Origin of the sequence: Moorena producens 3L (genome assembly GCF_000211815.1) — a bacterium.
In the GTDB taxonomy this organism is placed as follows: domain Bacteria; phylum Cyanobacteriota; class Cyanobacteriia; order Cyanobacteriales; family Coleofasciculaceae; genus Moorena; species Moorena producens.
The window spans coordinates 40456-58151 of sequence record NZ_GL890941.1; the positions used below are offsets into that span (position 1 = coordinate 40456).

The following is a 17696-nucleotide window of genomic DNA, read 5'->3' on the forward strand; positions in this document are numbered from 1 at the left end:
TAACGTTTTTACAGTTTACTTCAAGTATGTAACTTCAAGTTTTATTTTATCGATCGAGGGAGTTATCAGACGAGATATGACCAGATATCCTGTCTCTTAGTTTAAGTTAAATTAACTTGACACCATAGGCTGGCATTGTACCTGCACCAAACAAGACCCCATCAGCGAGAGCCACTTGTTTTTCCAGATGGGCTAGAAAGGTTAGTAAATCTTTTACATAACACATCTAGTCACAGACTTCAAACCCTGAAGGTCTTGATAGTCAAGGAAAATCCTTGGCAGATCTACTCGCATCCGATCAGGTCAACGGCAGTTTGCCCTGATCATCAAGTCAGCTCTGCTACAGACACCAGCCTCACAACGGCAGATATTGTCGAGCTATCCGGTAGTGATTAACCAACAAGGGAAAGTTTTGACTGATCACTATCAAGAGCCCAGTGAGCTGATAACCTTCAATTGTTTCTCACCAAAAGCGTCTGCTTCTGAACTAGCAATGGTAATTAGACCCTTGATTTTACGGTCATCAATCACTGGCACGCTCAGAAATGACCGCACTCCTGCCAAATCCAAACCCCCAGATACTATCCCCACTACCTGCCCATCATTTCCAATCACTGGTAAAGAAACCACGGCAACCCACAGGTTACTCTTCGCCCGAAAAACTGTTGATATATAGGTGCGTCCCTTGATAGCTTGTTGAAAATAGCGGCGATCGGAATAGTATTTATCAATTAAATCTAATTCCGGGGCTTCTGGGTAGCGATAAATCATCACCCCCTGACGATTGATTAGATTCCAGCCCGCCAATCCAGCCATCGCGTTTTGCATCAGGGTGCTCTCTCGTAGTGCTTGCCCTAAGGCAGCAACATTTAGCGATCGCGTTTCCGAACAAAATGCTAGAAAACTTAGAGTAACAAACAGTCGCTTCAGGTCATTTTGGGCTAAATAAGCCACGGTTTTTGGGGCATCAGTTTCCTGTGATGCCACTAACTCCATCTGAATTTGGTCTGGTTGGAGGTCTAGGTCAGTTAAGCTAGCCAAGGTAATCAGTGCCAAAGCTAGCAATTGCTCAGCCGCAGTAGTAGTTGACTGCTGACCTAGCACAATAAGCAACCGAGTCTTTTGCTCTTCTAGAAGAAGCATACCACAAATTGGTGGGTCAATAGTTGCCTTGATTTGGTCAAAGATTGTTTGCCACACCGCTTGGTTGCCTGTCATAATTTTTAAACATAAATGTTTTTATATTAAGGGGCAATGATAGTGTAAAGGCTATTTAGCATCAGAATCTAGACCGTATTTCTCAAACAAACTCATAAATATAAGACTAACGGCTGAGAATAGTTGATCAGTTCATAAATTTTGGTATTTTGCGCGCGTCTTTCTGGAGTGGTCGATAGCAAAAGTTTGTTCCGACACGCTGATTTCGCTAGATGTTATGGAAGCGTCGAGAGATTTTCTACTGTTTGGGAAATGAATCGTGATCGAGAATCGTTGATTAAGATGGGGTGCTCTCAATCACAATCCCGTTAGTGGGGGAGATACTGTAAGGGTAGGGACGCTGATCTGCCTTAGCGCCACGAATTTTACTAATTCGCAGCCAATTTTTGTAGCCAATGTCTGCTCCGTTATTCATTTCATCCCAGTCAGGTGAATAAAGGTCTATTACCAGATCATAAAGGTTCAGTAAATTGTAGCGATCGCTTTTTTCGATTCCGTCCTGAGCAAAAATATCTAACACTGCCACATCAGGCTGACGGAGTTGGCGATTTTTGCGGTAGACCAGCTTAATAAATTCTCTAGGGGTACAGCTGATTAGTAGAGGCGTGAGGGAGTCAAAGATTACTCGACAGGGTTTAGGCATTTGCTCGAGCTGTTGCGCAATCCTGAGCAAAAGCATCTCCGGGTCATTGAGATTCAGGTGTACAGAATTTGCTGGCAATGTCTCTACCATGGGACTAAAGGTATCGAGGATCACCAACTGCCCTGCTTCCAGGTAGGGGTCAGGGAGTAATCCCCAACTTGGGAGGGTTTGATAAACTTGCTGCCTAGGAATATCGGCACTAATATATAGCACTGATTCTTGGCGATGCAAGCCTGAGAGCAAAAACTGATAGGCTAGGGTACTCTTACCCAGTCCGGGAGCGCCCTCCACCAAGCAAGCGGTGTTATAGGGGATTTTGCCTGGGAGCAATTGTTGCAGTGACCCAAACACTAAATAGGTCGTATCCCCAAGAAATTTTAATGATTCGGTGGTTGAGGGGGGGGATATTTGGCTGGGACTGTAAAATATCTCAATACCGTTTTCTGTGATTGCCATGGGGTGAGAACCACAGACATGGTCAGATGCTCGCATTTTAAACACTTCTAGATAGCGATCGCGTCTACGACCAACCAGTTCTTTTGATAGCACAATCATGCCATCGACAATGGTTTCTTCCACACCAAAGCTGGATAGGTGTCCAGTTTCATGAGCAGGGATACCTGAGATCAAGATACCCACTCCACCGATTTGTTGCATCAGGGTTGCCAATTGGAAGGTCTTTTCTCGCTGGATGGCTCGGTTATTGACTTTGTAGAGCAAGACTGATATTGAATCCACCACAAAACGTTGAGGCTGGAAGGAGGCGATTTCCTGAGCAATTTGATCTAGGTGTTCTTCAACCCGGATGTTAGTTTGGGTAACAAAGACAATGCGCAGCATTTCCTGTTGAATCAGAAGTTCTAAGTCCCAACCAAAACCGGCTGCCATCTGGGACAGATGAGAGGGGGTTTCCTCAAAAGAAAAGAGCAAACCTTTTTCCCCTCGGTCAACTCCAGCCATGAGAAACTGTAGGCCAAAGGTAGTTTTACCAGTGCCAGCAACTCCCGAGAGGATGATTGAACGACCGTAGGGGATACCTCCCCGCAACAGTTTATCCAAACCCGGAATTCCCATCACCATAAGCCCTGCTGGCACTGACCAACTCACCGACTTTTGCCTGAGGGTTAGGGTAGGGCTGAGAATCCGCACCCCCACATTAGTGATCACAAACGGAAATGGTTCCATATAGGGTGCCAGACCCCGTAATTTATGAACCTGTAACCAACGGCGTTGCTCCCCTGCCTCCTCATGGGTCGAAAGGTAAATAATGCCATCAGCCAAAGCAAATTCTGCACTGTTGCTAATCTGGGAGCGATCGGATTCACTCACTAAAAAAGTAGTGCAACGAGCACTGGCGAGGCGAACCGATAGTTCGTAGCAAAAACGGCGGAATTCACCACTTTTTTCGGTCAGGTCAGCAATGGCCTTAAAAGAGTCAATAACTATAACTTCTGCTTGATGTTGATTGACCAAACCCACTATATGATCCGCCAACCTAGGCATCGGTTGTTCAATTAAGAATGAACCGAGATCACTATAGATCACCTGCTCACCAAATACTTGAGCATCGAAGAATTGGAAGTGCTGCATATAACGCACCACCTTGAGGGTTGGCTCGGAAAGGGTACTGAGATAAAGAGCTCTCTTATGGGGTTGGTTCTTGATAGTGTTAAACAGAATCTGCTGCACCAAAATGGTTTTGCCAGTGCCAGGAGCCCCTGCCAAGATATTCAATGAGTAGATGGGAAAGCCACCGCCCAAAACGGCATCCAGATTTGGCACTCCTGTGGACATTAATTTGATTGTGGGCTTAGTCATTAGCCATTAGTGATTAGTCATTAGTGGTAATTTAACTAATAATCAATCCAAATAATCAATCAAATCGTAGCTTTGTAATAGGTTGTATTCTGATGTTCCCAGGTAATTACCATACCCTGCTGCTTGAGATTCTCTAACTCATGGAGCAAGTCTTGAGGGCTGAATCCAGTGCGATTGGCTAATTCATTGATGTCCATCTCCTCCACCCCCTGCAAGATTTTCATGATATTACGACTCTGGTTAAGCAACTCCTTAAAGCCATTGTCATTCGAGTAAGTATTATTAAAGACAGGCATTCCAGTCAGCACACCAGTTTGAGCTTGAATCACCTCGTCGATGCGAATTCCATCTGAGGTAATTTCAAAAAACCGGATTTCTTTGCTGTGGGGCGCTCCCCTGACCTTCATAATGTTTATGGCTCGTCCAATGCGACCGGATAGTTCTACATAGCGCAAGAGGATAACATTATCCACCACAAAGGATACGCCATGTTCACTCAACTGAAACGGTCCGAATAGCTCCCCAATTTCGTTGGTTACTATGGTGGTCACACCTTGAAGTTTAAACTGGTTCACTAAGGAGTAAATATAGTCTTTGTAGCGAACCTTATTTGGGGTGGCAATCTCAATATCCTTGAGAGAATCAAGCATAATCCGGCGAGCCTTAACCCTTTCTACAACAGCTTTAACTTTAGCAGCATGGATATCCGGCTGTAGTTCTACGGGAGAATCATACAGATGCACTAGCATTCGCTGCTTTTCCATGGCCTCTAAATCCCAACCTAAGGACAGGGCAATGGCTTTGAGCTGTTGGGGATTTTCTTGAAAGGTAACAATTACTCCAGGCTCCCCTTGGAGAATTCCAGCCACAATGAAGTGAAGTCCCATCAAGGTTTTACCAGTGCCTGCGCCTCCAGCAACCATAGTTGCCGTGCTATGCTGCAATCCCCCATCTAACATCCTATCCAGTTCAGGGATGCCAGTGGAAAGTTTTTGTTGGCTGGTCTTCTGCTTCGATGATAAGTTTTTCAGCATCTTAATCCGGGGATAGACTTCTATGCCAGTCTGACTGATTTCAAAGGGATGCAAGCCGGTAAAATAATTTTCCCCTCTGAGTTTGAGCACATCTAAATAACGCTGGTAGTGTAACCCCAGAGGCTGATTTTGCAGACGAATAATCCCATCGGCGATGGCAAAGATGGGTTGATGTTTAATTTCTTCGTCAGTGTATTCCCCTACTAAAAAAGCTGTTACTCCCCAAGTAGTCAGACGCACTGAGAGGTCGTAGCCAAACTTACGTACTTCTACGGGATCCGTTGCCAAATCATGAATAGCTTTAAAGCTATCAATGCCGATCAGCCCAGGTCGGTACTCCTTTACGTAATTAATAATGGCAGCGATCGCTTCTGTTAGACCCTGCTCTCGGATAATCTCGCCGATGTCGAGATAAATTACCGCAGTACCTACCTTACTGGGGTCAAAAAAATCAAACTTTTGTAGGTAGTGCAGTAATTTTACTGAAGGTTCCGATAGGGTAACGAGATAAAGGGCTTTGTGCTGTGTACTAGCATTGGTGTATAGTATTTGCTGGGTAAAGATTGTCTTACCAGATCCGGGTGGCCCAGTGATGATGTTAATGGACAATTCCGGAATACCACCAGCCAGAATCGAGTCTAGACCAGGAATACTAGTAGGCAGTTTACCTAAGGGCTTTGTCCGAGGCCTGATCATATAAGTTTTTTCCCTTCAATTTCCTTGAGTAATTGTCTGACTAGAATGTCGCCCGTCAAGATGGCTAGAATATCGATTAACGTTGTGACTAACTCTTTGAGGGCCTCAGGAATTAGTAACCGTTGTTCTGGTGAAACCTTTTGGCGAAACACCTCAAACGAAATTCCCTCGGCACTCGATTCTAAATAGCCAATCAGGGGATATTTTTCCGTTGTCAAAGCTAGAGCTCTTTCCATAATCGACACTACTGTCACTCTACCTAAGGTCGGCATAATCCGGCTCCAGATCGTGGTGAGCAAATCTTCGTAAATGTCGATAACTTCTTCTTTACGGGCCTCGGTCTTCGCCTGGTCAACTTGCTCCTGGACTTGCTGTTGAAGTAGTTGTGGCGATCGCATCTCCATTTCTCTATCAGGATCGCTCATAGCATTATCCTCAAATTTTCGTTCCCACTTAAGGTTAAGAAAACTATTAGTTGTAGTCATGGGTATCTATGGATAATTCCCAATGTATCCCATCAATTTACAAAGCTTATTCTACTTTTTAATTTAATGGATTTGGTTATATATTTTTTTAAATTTTGTTAATTTTATTTTTAATTTTGAATTAAAAATAACGAAACTTATTTTATTAAAATAAGTTTTATTAACAAATAATAGGGTTTATCATAGCTATGAGGTACACATAATTTTTTACCTTTTCCCTCTTACCTGCTAGTTGCTAACAAGTTGCTGCCCCCTAAAACTCAGGAATCTGTACCTCATCTAAATAAGAATTGCTATAAACACAGGCTTTAAAGACAGGGCAAACGCATCTCACTTAGATTGACAAATAAGCAAGAGTGTGATATAATAACCAGGTTAAGTTGATCAACAAATATAAAATAATGAATTCATGACTAATTTTTAAGAACTCGTTGGCGTGTCTGACAAATGAAAAACGGCGTGTTGATGCAATAGCCACTCGCTATTTCATCAACACGCTGATTATATTTTGGTTGTAAAAGCTAATCAAAAACTTCTTTATTAAGAAGTAAAAAATTGGTTTAATTCAGCAATATAATATGAATTGATATTAAACTAATATAGTTATGATAATCAAATATAATAACTAAAACTAAAAATATATATAATTAATGTCAATGTGTATAGTTAACTGTATGCTAACACCCAATAATTCTAGTAAATTGATTTTACTTATTTAAAAATTTCAACTATTCGATTTATAATCGAATAGTCTGCTCAATGCAATACCAGGGTAAGCGCAAGAAAAAATTGCCCATAATGTGCATTGGCTGGATATCGGTTGATCGTGGCTCGAAACCCCTATAATCTCGTAGAACTGTACTCGCAATAGAGTTAAGTTGTTGAGAATGACGCGGTCTTTTTCGAGGGTAAGCCACGGTTTATTGATTCTTGCGCTTACCCTGAATGCAATACCAATCAAATTAAGTCATAATCAGGACTATCTTTGGGAATATCCTGTAATAGTTAAAATTCAAAAATATATATTTTATAAAACTTGCTTAAGTTAGATGCGTTTACCCTGCCTTTAAGGATAGCAATACAATACTGAACTAAACCAATCAAAAAATTCAGTTGTTTTTATCTCGATTAACTGCTGAGATTAGCTAGTATAAACCACGGGTGCGTTCACTCAAAAACAAAAAGAAACTATGAAAAACCTAAGCTCCCGCATGCAGGCGGTGCAGTTGCCAGTCATTCCGATGGTTGCGGAACTGATCCGTAAATATCCTGAGACCATATCCTTAGGACAGGGGGTGGTCTATTATGATCCCCCCCCAGAGGCAATGGCAATGTTGCGTGAATTCTACAGCTTACCAGACAATCATAAGTACAAACCCGTACATGGAATTGCGGCCTTGCGAGAGGCAATTGAGGCAAAACTGCAAAGTGATAACGACATTGAGATCAACTCCGCCAACCGCATCGTTGTCACCGCAGGAAGCAACATGGCGTTCATGAACGCGATTCTAGCAATTACCACTCCTGGGGACGAGATTATTCTTCAAACGCCTTACTATTTCAACCACGAAATGGCGATTCAGATGGCTAGCTGTCATCCAGTGCTGGTGGCAACCGATGAAAATTACCAGCTACGTCCGTCCGCGATCGCACAGGCTATTACCGACAGAACCAAGGCAGTAGTTACCATATCACCTAATAATCCTACTGGGGCGGTATATTCCGAAGAGGCATTGCGTCAGGTAAATCAACTCTGTGGGGATCACGGAATTTACCACATCAGTGATGAAGCTTATGAGTACTTTACTTACAACGGGGTGAAACACTTTTCCCCTGGTGCCTTTCCCGAAAGTAGTCAACACACTATTTCTCTCTACAGCCTCTCCAAAGCCTACGGTTTTGCCAGTTGGCGGATTGGCTACATGATTATTCCAGAACACTTGTTTGAAGCAATTCAAAAGGTTCAGGATACAATCCTAATTTGTCCCCCAGTCATTTCTCAGTATGCGGCTTTAGGGGCATTGAATACTCGAAAAGATTACTGTCAACCTCATATTAATGCGATCGCGTCTGTACGACAGGTGGTATTGAACTCCCTGAAACGTCTAGAGGGTTTGTGTACCATTGGTTCTGCGGATGGAGCGTTCTATGTTTTCCTAAAAGTGGATACTCAGTTGGATGCTTTTGAGTTGGTAGAGAGACTGATTCGGGAACATCGGGCAGCTGTGATGCCAGGTAGCGCCTTTGGTATTGAGGACGGGTGTTACCTCAGGCTTGCTTATGGTGCTTTGCAAAAAGAAACTGTAGCAGAGGGTATTGAAAGATTCGTTGCGGGTCTTAACGAAATTTTACAAAAAGTTTGACCCAAGGGCAGGAGATGCAAAAAATATTTTGTATAAAAATTGACTCACAAATTGCCTACAAGGGGTGAGGTATCAGACCAGTTTTTTTTCTAGTGAACCCACCAAGCAGGGGTGGGTTCATAATACATGCTATTGAGACTGATGTCATCTAAACCTGCTTACTGGCTTGGTTTTGGCAAAGTCTGGTTAGGCGTTATTGATGCTTCTGTCTGGCAGAATCCACCATAACACCGGAGACAAAATCATACAGGAAATAGAAAAAATCAACACCAGTAATAGAACTTGGCTCAGTTCGCTATCCATAGGTCTTACCTCTTTACTATCGACTCAGGCTTTTTAAAGCCTCTAGATTTATACTTCAATCTGAGTTAAGTGTATTCCGGATAACAAATTCTGGGTAGTTCTTATGGTAAAGATTTGTCTACTCTGGTGATACTTATAGTTAACTTATAATAAGTTTTATTGCAAAGTCGCTGAAAGTAAAGAAATATCATCCCAAATACAGTTGACTAATTATCATTACCTTCTCAGGTAATCGGTAATTGGTCATGGGTAATTGACGGTTACCAACTCAACAAATTAGTGTTGAACATCTAATTACTAGAGTCAAACTCTTTAGAGTAATTTAATAAAGTCAACCTTTCTTAAATTAATAGATACAAAGCTGTAATTTTGGAGGTTTATCAACAGTAAATAACTCAACACCATATCTTTCCTTAGATACGATCGACTTTTCACCGATTGGCTTATTCTTGCTCAAAGCAATTTTCAATAGTGTTTTAGCACTTTCCTCCAGATGTCTATTGAAGAAGTTTGGTATTTTGTGCATCACAACAATGCAATGCTTTCGTCCTGAACATTACGATTTAGCACTACCTCGCACTCAACTTATCAACAATACCAATCACTGCCTCACGACTCAGTTTAGCTTGTCCGAGAGCTAAAACATCAAGTGTTGCATGAGCCAAAGCAAGAGGAATTTGACAAAAATTTCTAGCTGGACCTTTGGGAAGATCGTTAGTATAGGCATCAGCTAAAGAAAGATTTATACGGGCATACCTTTGCATAGTTTCTGAACTCCATCCCTGAGGAAAGAAATCCACGTGACGTGTCAAATCATCAGTTCGATTACGTAGAATGTTAACTGCCTGTAAGCCTCGACCAAAACCAATTGCCTGGTGACGATTTGTTTGGGTTCCATCATACCAAGCCCACAAATCAGAAAGTAATAATCCTACAGAACCAGCAACGCTGAAAGTATAGCCATTCAAATCACCCTCTGTACGAATCTTCCAACCGCACTCAACCCAGTAAGCCATTCTATCTGCCATTGCTGAAGTTGCTTCCCAAATTCGAGGTGCAATGGTTTCTGGTGCTAGAATTGCCCATTCACCAATACGAGTTGTTACCTCTGGAAGTGTTTCGTATTTACTTAAAACTGCAAGAAGTTCATCAGTAGTAGAACTAGCAGTATAGCTGTCGCCCATTGTTTGTAGGTTTAAGCTAATTGTTCTTAACAGCGCTGCTTTGGTAGACTTACCAAGTTGAGGATGATCTTCAATTTCATCAATTGCACGCATGCATAAGTAGGCAGAAGCGACAGCTTCTTGAAGGTCTTTGGGGAGAGTACTAATTGGAATATAAAAAGTCCGACTAGTCTCTTTGAGAATCTCTAAGCTACCTTTATAGGTCATCTTTACCAATCCATATTCGATATGGGGCAAATTTGAACAAGTTTTTTGGATGTGACTGAAATTTCAAGATATTATACCACTGTTATTTTGGATTTTATCCAGAATGTTGAATTTTGATACAAAATTTTACAAATTTAACGTAAGTTGCTAGTTACCGCTGTGGAATAGAAACGATAAAAATGCGCAACCTTATGCCAGTTAACTGGTTAAAAAGCTATAGCGCTGGTTCAGGTGGAATAGGGAATAGCGCTATAGCTTTTTTAGATTAATCCACCCTGCGCGCCTCCTAGGGCGAGTAAATCCCCCTTGGGAGCATGTCACAAATGCCTAACATTTGTACGCTTATCTGGGTAATGGGTAATAGGTAATGGGTAATAGGTAATGGGTAATAGGTAATAGGGGGAGCATGTCAGAAATGCCGAATATTTTTACCATTACTATAGCCCCCGGGTAAAAGCCAAGCTCTAATGGTACATAGTTGATCTGTTCTGCAACTAAGACCGGCTCAATAACAGAATTTTTGGTGTTTTGTCAAGTAGTTCATTTGTTCGGCAAATTTGACCTGCTCCCATCCCCCTTGGGTCGCACCGCTATGTTTACATCTAAAATCAAAATGCTACATAGCATTTCCAAATAGAACATGAAACCAAATTTTGATTGCTCATAACATCAAAAAATACTTGTATTTCTTTCCTACTGATCCGAAGTTACCTTTATCCATCAATCGTAATTTCACATATCGTTTAAAAACGCTATAGATAATATCTCTTCAGGTTGACTGGGTTGTCAAAAAGCCCACCTACTTCATGCTTGATACTTTATCCTTGATACTTCATGCTTGATACTTCATCTTTTATTCTTTTATATAATGCCCAGAAGATACTTTGTGCTCTCTTACCAAAGTAAGACTAACCCATTGCCCTTTATCGTTAAAAGAGCGAATCAGCCGCTGACGTTGGTTAGTTTGCCACAACCAACCTACTTCTAGGAAGAAAGAATGACCTGGCTTAACCGTTATTGGACAAGTAGATGATGCCCCATCGGGCAATAATAAAACTTGAGTAGAAACAGCACCCTTCTCTTGGTGCGCGTTCCCTAGGTCGGGAAACCCGACCGGGGTCGCACCGCCGTCAAAATACAGAATTGACCCATCAATCTTAGCGCTAGAGGTGATGGTACGTAATGATTCTCCTGTGCCAAATGTGAGTTGTTGTACTAAGCGGTTACTTTCATGATGCTGAAGTTTAAGGTGAGTAGGATAGATGTTAGGCGATCGCAAATCAGAATAAAGGGTTACTGCCTCTCCACGCCACTCTCCGAGCAACTGTTCCAAGGTTAATGCTGGACGTTCTGGTGTATCCGTACCCGCCAGTTTTTCTCGAATTAAGGTCAACTGCTTCAGCTGACTCTCCCTGTTATACAGTTGCACCATCCGCAGACGACGGTTACCCTCAATCAAGCCAAATTCTGCCCCAAATTCGGGATAAGGAGCCCACTGTAGTGCGCCTTGGGAAAATGCACCAGTGTCAAAGAACATAAGATAGCGATCTACATGGGTGTATTCCAGAACTCGGTTGAATATAGCTTGTTCAGGTGGCAGATAGCGAAGAGTCAAACGAATTTTGTGGTTATCGTCGAGTCCTTCTATAGTGAGCACAGAGGGAATATCTTTTAACTGTTGCCCTTTTGGTGAGAATGTGGTAAAGGAACCATGCCAACTCCCTTGATTTTGCAAAAAACATTCCCATTGCGATCGCATAAGTAGTCCTTAGTGATTAGCTCTTAGTCATTAGTATCATTAGTTGTTAGTCGTGGGTCATGAGTCTGTCTACCAACCTCCATTCCATCATTGCTCTGTTGGTCTAACCACTTGCCATGACACTAACCACTGACAAAATACCAGAATTAGACCAAATTTTGGTAACCTCATTTTCCGATAGCGATGCTTTCGAGACTAACAGCTAAGCAGCTACCGAGCAAACCCACTGAACCCCCGAGAATCAACAGCAGTAAGGGTAACACCACAATTTTAAGTGGGTCAGGTGGCACCACTGTAGCGATAAATTCGATAAAATCAGGTCCAGTCGCGAGCAGATTAGTCAGAAATTGCCGCAGACCGATCAACAAAACCCAGGCTAGGGCTGCCCCAGCTACACCAAAAGTAATTCCTTGCAACATGAATGGCAGATAAATCCAGGATCTGGTTGCCCCAACTAGCTGCATAATCTCAATTTCCTGGCGTCTTGCGATCACAATCAGGCGCATTGTGGTGGTAACAACTGCCACTGCCGTCAGACTGAGAATGGTAGTAATGATCAGACTCACCCAGCCTAAACCATGATGAAGCTGTCGCATTTGTTTGAGAGTCTGATCCATATACTGCACCTGATCTATTCCTGGCAACTGTGACAACTGCTGGGCAAGAATTAGCACATCCTTTGGTTTGCTTACCTTTACCTTCAGTTCATCCACTAGGGGATTCCCTTCCAACTGTTCCGTAGCAGCAGCAATGTCCGAAATTCCCAGTTCCTCAACCAAGGATGCCCAAGCTTTTTCTTTGGAAATAGTTTGAACCGCCATCACCTTGGGCAATTTCTCAACTGCTGGTAAGACCATTTCTGCCTCAGCCCCTGGTTCGAGATAAACAGCCACTTCTAGTTGACTCCCCAACTGATTGAGTAGCCCACCTAACTGCCAGGAGGCTTGCCAGCTTATACCAAACAGAAACAATAGGACAGTGACTGTGCTAACTGCCGCCCAGTTGCTCCAGCCGCCACGTTGTAGACCTAAGAAAGTTTCCCGCAGCAGGTAGTCCAGTTGAGTGAGAAATTTAAACATCCGTCCCTGACTTGGTGTTACTGTTGGGTTCTAACCGATAGAGCTGCTAGTTTCCAGGAAAATCAAAAGCTGTAAAAGAATTTTGGGATAGCAATAAATCACAACAAACGTACGATTTTGACATAATACCCACCTATGGGCGACCAGGGATAATCAATGAAATCATTGGGGCGCAGTCCCCATCCCCTCTCTTGGTGCGCGTTCCCTTGAGGAGGTTCAGGCAGCGCCTTGTCGCACCGCAGCGCGAAGGCTCTTGGGGCGTGGGGCATGATAAACTAAGAAAGCGAGGCAAGACTATAATAATAGACCAACTTAGGCACTCTGTCTTAGGCACTCTGTTGAAGAATGTGTATGTTGAGTGTTCTAATCCTTTAGCAGCTAAGCGTCTAACCCTAAGCATACCCTGACTCACAAGTCGATAACCCCATGACTGCTGAACTTATCGTTGAAAAGAAAAAATTAGAGAATCCACCATTAACAATTCATTATCTAGGCGATCGCGTCCTGCGTCAGCCTGCTAAGCGGGTTGCTAAAGTAGACCAGAACATCCGGAAATTAGCTGAGCAAATGCTGCAAACCATGTACAGTGCAGATGGTATCGGTTTGGCAGCCCCTCAGGTCGGGATTAATAAGCAAATGATTGTGGTTGACTGTGAACCTAATAACCAAGATAACCAACCACTGGTGTTAATTAACCCAGAAATCAAGAGTTTTGGTAGCACCCCGTGTGATGGCCAGGAAGGTTGTTTGAGCATTCCCGGTGTATATTTAGATGTCACCCGTCCAGACGAAATTGAAGTAGCTTACAAGGATCAAAACGGACGCCCTAGAACCTTAAAGGCGAATGGATTACTATCTCGCGTCATTCAGCATGAGATAGACCACCTTAAAGGAGTGATGTTTGTTGATCGGGTGCAAAATGGTCTAGCCTTGACTGAAGAATTGAATAAGCACGGGTTCTCACCCCAAGCGGTGAAACCAATTAAATAACTATACCAATCTGAGTTTATTTGTGAAACCTCTGGTGAGGTGGTGATGGGGTGATGGGAAAGACTATAACGACCTGTTCTTGTTAACTTTTCAATTACGATGGCTATAGTCACAGTAATCTTTCTACTCCCTTAACCTTCTACAACTTACTGAACTGTGACTGCTCTTATAAATTTGATCTGAAGTGCGGTTAATCACTTATAATAGGGTTTATCTAATGGGTATAAATTAAAAATTGGGAATTGTTAATATTGAATTTTAAATTAACTAACACCCAAGCATCATAAATAGTAAAACGGGCTAGATATGACCTATTACTTAGCGGTTAGGTTTAATTGATTGCCCCACAGCTAATTTCAATCTTATGATTTCTGATAATAATATTTCACAAAAAAGCTTATGATGACCCCAAAAAGTGCTCTGTTTTTGATGATTGCCTGTGTTGCTGGGATTGCGGCTGTGGGTTCAATTTTTGAACTTTCCTATGGTGACCCCGAGTTAGGGAATTTGGTGACTGGAATTATCCTCGCTGCTAGTATTCCTATCGGTGGTCTCTCTTTCTACCTAGCGGTGCTTGATGCCAGAGCGAATATAAAGGGCTAAGGACATTATTAAAATATAGTAGTGCAATTCGTTTGGTGGTGCAATTCCTTTGCTAGAAACCATTGAAAACGGTGGATGATTAGGATCCAAGGATATACAAAAACGTTGGACAACTGATTACTATGCTGGTGATGTTAATGCAGCCAAAGTAATCCAAAGCCTCTGCTAAGGGGACTGTTGGGCATTTGGGAAGTATGCGAGCGATGCAGCGCGGTCTTGGGGAAAACCCCCACTCGCGCTCTCCATCAAGACAGGAGGGTCGATGTTTCTTCTATCTGTGTTGATCGAGAGATCTGCAAACCAAAGAAACGTTCTTGAAACTAGAATCCCCTGCCGGATTAGCATGGGGAGTATGAATAACCAATAACGACCAAAGTAGCAATGACTGGTCAAGTTTACAGTGGATTTCTGCGCCAGCTTTCCACTAGCGATAACAAAGAGATACTCGCCCTACTACCCCTTTCTGAATTAGAGGATAACGTCATTGGACGTGACCCTAACTGTAAAATTTCCTTAGATCCCTATCGCTACGTCAGCGTATCGCGCCGTCATGCGGTAATTAGCCCTCTGACCCCTCTAAAAAATGGCTGTCCCCGCTGGGAAATTTGTGACCTTGATAGTGTGAATGGTACCTATGTGAATGGCGAATATTTGCAGGGTTGTCAGCAATTGCACTCCGGGGATCGGATTGAGTTGGGTCACGATGGTCCAAAATTCATCTTTGAGTGCGAGGTAACGACATCCCTTAATTTACCATCTATCCCATCCCAAACTATTGCCATAGAAAAACCCCTAAAACCGATTAGCAAGATACCAAAGCCTCAGACCGATTATGTCACCTTTACCCAACTGTTTCCCATCTTTTCAACAGGACGGGATTTAAATCAAAAAGCTTTTTTGGCTCCTGGTATCGTGACTGTACTCTTTGTGGTATCAATGTTTGCTGCAGTTGGTCAACCAGTAGTTTTTAATCTTTTGCTAGCTGCCTACTTGGCAGGATTAGCCTATTACTTTGTTTACCAACTTTGTGGCAAACCTAAACCTTGGTGGGTTCTGCTGGGTAGTACTCTATCCACCAGTTTAATTTTGGTCAGCCCGCTGCTGCCCCTATTTATCAAAATTTTTCGGGGAATTTTACCTGGCGACATACCACAACTAGGTGAAGTTGTCAACTTGACTACTTTATTCATCCGGATGTTTTTTGGTGCTGGGTTAATGGAAGAGTTGCTCAAGGCTATACCTATGCTGGGACTATATGCTTTGGGACATTTCCTGCGTACCCCTTGGCGAGAAAGAATTGGTGTCTGGGAACCCCTCGATGGAATTTTATTGGGGACAGCATCGGGGGTGGGATTTACCTTGGTAGAAACCTTAGGGCAATATGTGCCGAATATTATAGAGGGTGTGATACTGCCAACTACTGAATTGGAGGGTGACCTGTTAGGATTGCAGTTGCTGATTCCTCGGGTTCTTGGCTCAGTGGCAGGACACATGGCTTATAGTGGATACTTCGGGTATTTTGTTGGGTTAAGCGTCCTCAAACCCCGTAAGCGTTGGCAGATCATAGGCATTGGCTATCTGAATGCTTCTGCTCTGCATGCCTTGTGGAATGCGATGGGATATGTTAATAGTATACTCTTGGCAATAGTTGGGGTTGTGTCCTACGTCTTTTTAACAGCGGCAATTCTCAAAGCAAGGGCACTATCACCAACGCGATCGCAAAACTTCGCTACCCAATTTTTTAAAAATTAGGGATACTTATGAAAGTTTAAGGTTTAAAGTTTAAGGTTTAAAGTTTAAACTTTAAAGGGGTTTAGAAGTTTAGCCTATCACATTAACTAAAAACTTTAACCACAACTAGGATTTACACTTCATAATTCATAATTGCTAATTTACACTTCATAATTCATAATTACTAATTCATAATTAGCAGCTGTTTTAAAAACAATGAATTCTATGAACATCAAACTCACCATTTTAACCACTGCGGCTTTACTAACCACGACCAGCCTCAGCACCATTGCTAAAGCTGAAAATCTAGCTCATACTCAACAGTTACTGTCAACCAAACAGTGTCAAGGGTGTGATTTAACTAGGGTAGGTTTGATTATGGCTGACTTAGTGGGTGCTAATCTCGCTGGGGCTGACTTGAGTCGTGCTAATCTCAGCCGTGCTAATTTGACAGGAGCTGACCTGAGTGGTGCCAATCTCAGTGGTGCTTCTCTCAATGGTGCTAATCTTGCTGGTGCTAATCTTGCTGGTGCTAACTTATTCAGTACTGACCTGAGGGAAGCGTTTTTAGTTAATGCCCAATTGTATGGTGTGAGCTTGAGTAATGCTTATATACAAGGAACCATCGGTATTCCAGATTATGCAGGTACCGCAGAAGATTTCTATGCGTGGGGAGTAGTAGAAGCCAAAAGAGGTAACTACAAAACTGCCATTGAGTATTACGACAAAACCTTGAGCATGAAGCCTGACTTTGCTCCAGCTTTTTTGGCTCGTGGTATGGCTCGTTTCAGACTGGGAGAGGAAGTAGCAGCGACCCAAGATGGTACTATCGCTAGTGAACTCTTTAAAGAACAAGGAAATATTCCTGGATACCAGGCGTCACAGAGTTTAGTTAAAGGCATAGAAATTGCCCAAAATTCTGCAACCTCTAAAGGAGGTTCTAATTTAGGCAACGCCCTGGCATCGGTTGGTAGCATACTCTTGAGATTTCTTTCTCCCTTTTAAGTGGCTATTTTAAGTGGCTAAATTTTAGGTGTGGCCTGATGGGGAAGTACAATTATCCCTAAAACCAAAACCTCCTCAGGTCAAGGTTACCTAAGGAGGTTTTAGTCTAAATTAATTATCCTGGCACTGAGCTATTTTAGCAGGCAGCTACCCACCAACTATCTTCGCCGCAGCTACGTTTCACCTCCGAGTTCGGGATGGGGTCGGTGTGGTTCCGTAGCGCTATAAGCACCAGGAAGTGGTTAGAACCATTAAGATTGCATAGCTAGTGTTTCAAATCCAAATTGTCGTGGTTATTGTGGTCAAGCCCTCGGTCAGTTAGTACGTCTCGGCTTCATCTATTACTAAACTTCCACCTAACGCCTATCAACAGCTGTTCTTACTGTGACCTTACCTCCTTAACAGAGTGAGAGTACTCATCTTGAGGTGGGCTTCCCACTTAGATGCTTTCAGCGGTTATCCTCTCCGCACTTGGCTACCCAGCGTTTACCGTTGGCACGATAACTGGTACACCAGCGGTGCGTCCCTCCCGGTCCTCTCGTACTAAGGAGGGCTCCTCTCAATACTCTTACGCCTGC

General features: G+C 42.8%; 12 protein-coding genes and 2 rRNA genes. 5 read left to right on the forward strand and 9 right to left on the reverse strand.

Annotated elements, in window-relative coordinates; genetic code table 11:
• Nucleotides 1-426: 426 nt before the first annotated feature.
• From LYNGBM3L_RS20610 to LYNGBM3L_RS20625, 4 genes are all read right to left on the reverse strand, one after another.
• Nucleotides 427-1218 carry a GAF domain-containing protein gene (locus LYNGBM3L_RS20610; RefSeq protein WP_008187413.1) on the reverse strand — a complete coding sequence of 264 codons (792 nt, stop codon included), beginning with the start codon at nucleotides 1216-1218 and terminating at the stop codon, nucleotides 427-429.
• Nucleotides 1219-1495: 277 nt separating this feature from the next.
• A complete protein-coding gene (locus LYNGBM3L_RS20615; protein WP_008187414.1) occupies nucleotides 1496-3679 on the reverse strand; it encodes a DUF7125 family protein in 2184 nt (727 codons plus the stop codon).
• A 59-nt stretch (nucleotides 3680-3738) separates the two neighbouring features.
• Nucleotides 3739-5409: an ATPase domain-containing protein gene (locus LYNGBM3L_RS20620; RefSeq protein WP_008187417.1), complete on the reverse strand. Its 1671-nt coding sequence runs from the start codon at nucleotides 5407-5409 to the stop codon at nucleotides 3739-3741.
• A complete protein-coding gene (locus tag LYNGBM3L_RS20625; RefSeq protein WP_008187418.1) occupies nucleotides 5406-5894 on the reverse strand; it encodes a hypothetical protein in 489 nt (162 codons plus the stop codon). The genes LYNGBM3L_RS20620 and LYNGBM3L_RS20625 overlap by 4 nt, the downstream gene beginning before the upstream one ends.
• A gap of 1190 nt (nucleotides 5895-7084) precedes the next feature.
• Between LYNGBM3L_RS20625 and LYNGBM3L_RS20630 the strand changes: the two genes are divergently transcribed.
• Nucleotides 7085-8257 (forward strand): pyridoxal phosphate-dependent aminotransferase, encoded by a 1173-nt coding sequence (locus tag LYNGBM3L_RS20630; RefSeq protein WP_008187419.1) that lies wholly within the window; start codon nucleotides 7085-7087, stop codon nucleotides 8255-8257.
• Nucleotides 8258-9129: 872 nt separating this feature from the next.
• Here the strand turns inward: LYNGBM3L_RS20630 and LYNGBM3L_RS20640 are convergent.
• The 3 genes from LYNGBM3L_RS20640 to LYNGBM3L_RS20650 form a co-directional block, all read right to left on the reverse strand.
• Nucleotides 9130-9951 (reverse strand): squalene/phytoene synthase family protein, encoded by an 822-nt coding sequence (locus LYNGBM3L_RS20640; RefSeq protein WP_008187421.1) that lies wholly within the window; start codon nucleotides 9949-9951, stop codon nucleotides 9130-9132.
• An 853-nt stretch (nucleotides 9952-10804) separates the two neighbouring features.
• On the reverse strand, nucleotides 10805-11710 hold the full coding sequence (locus LYNGBM3L_RS20645; protein WP_008187423.1) for a DUF3598 family protein: 906 nt from the start codon (nucleotides 11708-11710) through the stop codon (nucleotides 10805-10807).
• A gap of 167 nt (nucleotides 11711-11877) precedes the next feature.
• The gene (locus LYNGBM3L_RS20650; protein WP_008187425.1) at nucleotides 11878-12789 is read right to left on the reverse strand and encodes a cell division protein FtsX; all 912 of its coding nucleotides are present in this window, start codon (nucleotides 12787-12789) and stop codon (nucleotides 11878-11880) included.
• Nucleotides 12790-13215: 426 nt separating this feature from the next.
• Between LYNGBM3L_RS20650 and def the strand changes: the two genes are divergently transcribed.
• The 4 genes from def to LYNGBM3L_RS20670 all read left to right on the forward strand — a co-directional run bounded on the left by def (nucleotide 13216) and on the right by LYNGBM3L_RS20670 (nucleotide 17118).
• Nucleotides 13216-13779, forward strand: a complete 564-nt coding sequence (gene def / locus LYNGBM3L_RS20655; protein ID WP_008187427.1) for a peptide deformylase — start codon at nucleotides 13216-13218, stop codon at nucleotides 13777-13779.
• Between the two features lie 402 nt (nucleotides 13780-14181).
• Nucleotides 14182-14382, forward strand: a complete 201-nt coding sequence (locus LYNGBM3L_RS20660) for a hypothetical protein (RefSeq protein WP_008187430.1) — start codon at nucleotides 14182-14184, stop codon at nucleotides 14380-14382.
• A gap of 381 nt (nucleotides 14383-14763) precedes the next feature.
• Nucleotides 14764-16134, forward strand: coding sequence for a PrsW family glutamic-type intramembrane protease (locus tag LYNGBM3L_RS20665; RefSeq protein WP_008187441.1), 1371 nt, complete (start codon nucleotides 14764-14766; stop codon nucleotides 16132-16134).
• Between the two features lie 204 nt (nucleotides 16135-16338).
• Nucleotides 16339-17118, forward strand: coding sequence for a pentapeptide repeat-containing protein (locus LYNGBM3L_RS20670; RefSeq protein WP_008187442.1), 780 nt, complete (start codon nucleotides 16339-16341; stop codon nucleotides 17116-17118).
• A gap of 118 nt (nucleotides 17119-17236) precedes the next feature.
• Here the strand turns inward: LYNGBM3L_RS20670 and rrf are convergent.
• Together rrf and LYNGBM3L_RS20680 are read right to left on the reverse strand one after the other, a co-directional pair.
• Nucleotides 17237-17354, reverse strand: a 5S ribosomal RNA gene (gene rrf / locus LYNGBM3L_RS20675).
• 62 nt (nucleotides 17355-17416) lie between these two features.
• A 23S ribosomal RNA gene (locus LYNGBM3L_RS20680) occupies nucleotides 17417-17696 on the reverse strand; the annotation flags it as partial.

Excerpts from the sequence above, each read along its gene's own strand:
- LYNGBM3L_RS20665 (WP_008187441.1), top strand. The coding sequence starts at position 14,764 with ATGACTGGTCAAGTTTACAGTGGATTTCTGCGCCAGCTTTCCACTAGC.
- def (WP_008187427.1), top strand. The coding sequence starts at position 13,216 with ATGACTGCTGAACTTATCGTTGAAAAGAAAAAATTAGAGAATCCACCA.
- LYNGBM3L_RS20645 (WP_008187423.1), bottom strand. The coding sequence starts at position 11,710 with ATGCGATCGCAATGGGAATGTTTTTTGCAAAATCAAGGGAGTTGGCAT.
- LYNGBM3L_RS20620 (WP_008187417.1), bottom strand. The coding sequence starts at position 5,409 with ATGATCAGGCCTCGGACAAAGCCCTTAGGTAAACTGCCTACTAGTATT.
- LYNGBM3L_RS20640 (WP_008187421.1), bottom strand. The coding sequence starts at position 9,951 with ATGACCTATAAAGGTAGCTTAGAGATTCTCAAAGAGACTAGTCGGACT.
- LYNGBM3L_RS20610 (WP_008187413.1), bottom strand. The coding sequence starts at position 1,218 with ATGACAGGCAACCAAGCGGTGTGGCAAACAATCTTTGACCAAATCAAG.
- LYNGBM3L_RS20650 (WP_008187425.1), bottom strand. The coding sequence starts at position 12,789 with ATGTTTAAATTTCTCACTCAACTGGACTACCTGCTGCGGGAAACTTTC.
- LYNGBM3L_RS20630 (WP_008187419.1), top strand. The coding sequence starts at position 7,085 with ATGAAAAACCTAAGCTCCCGCATGCAGGCGGTGCAGTTGCCAGTCATT.
- LYNGBM3L_RS20670 (WP_008187442.1), top strand. The coding sequence starts at position 16,339 with ATGAACATCAAACTCACCATTTTAACCACTGCGGCTTTACTAACCACG.
- LYNGBM3L_RS20625 (WP_008187418.1), bottom strand. The coding sequence starts at position 5,894 with ATGACTACAACTAATAGTTTTCTTAACCTTAAGTGGGAACGAAAATTT.
- LYNGBM3L_RS20660 (WP_008187430.1), top strand. The coding sequence starts at position 14,182 with ATGACCCCAAAAAGTGCTCTGTTTTTGATGATTGCCTGTGTTGCTGGG.
- LYNGBM3L_RS20615 (WP_008187414.1), bottom strand. The coding sequence starts at position 3,679 with ATGACTAAGCCCACAATCAAATTAATGTCCACAGGAGTGCCAAATCTG.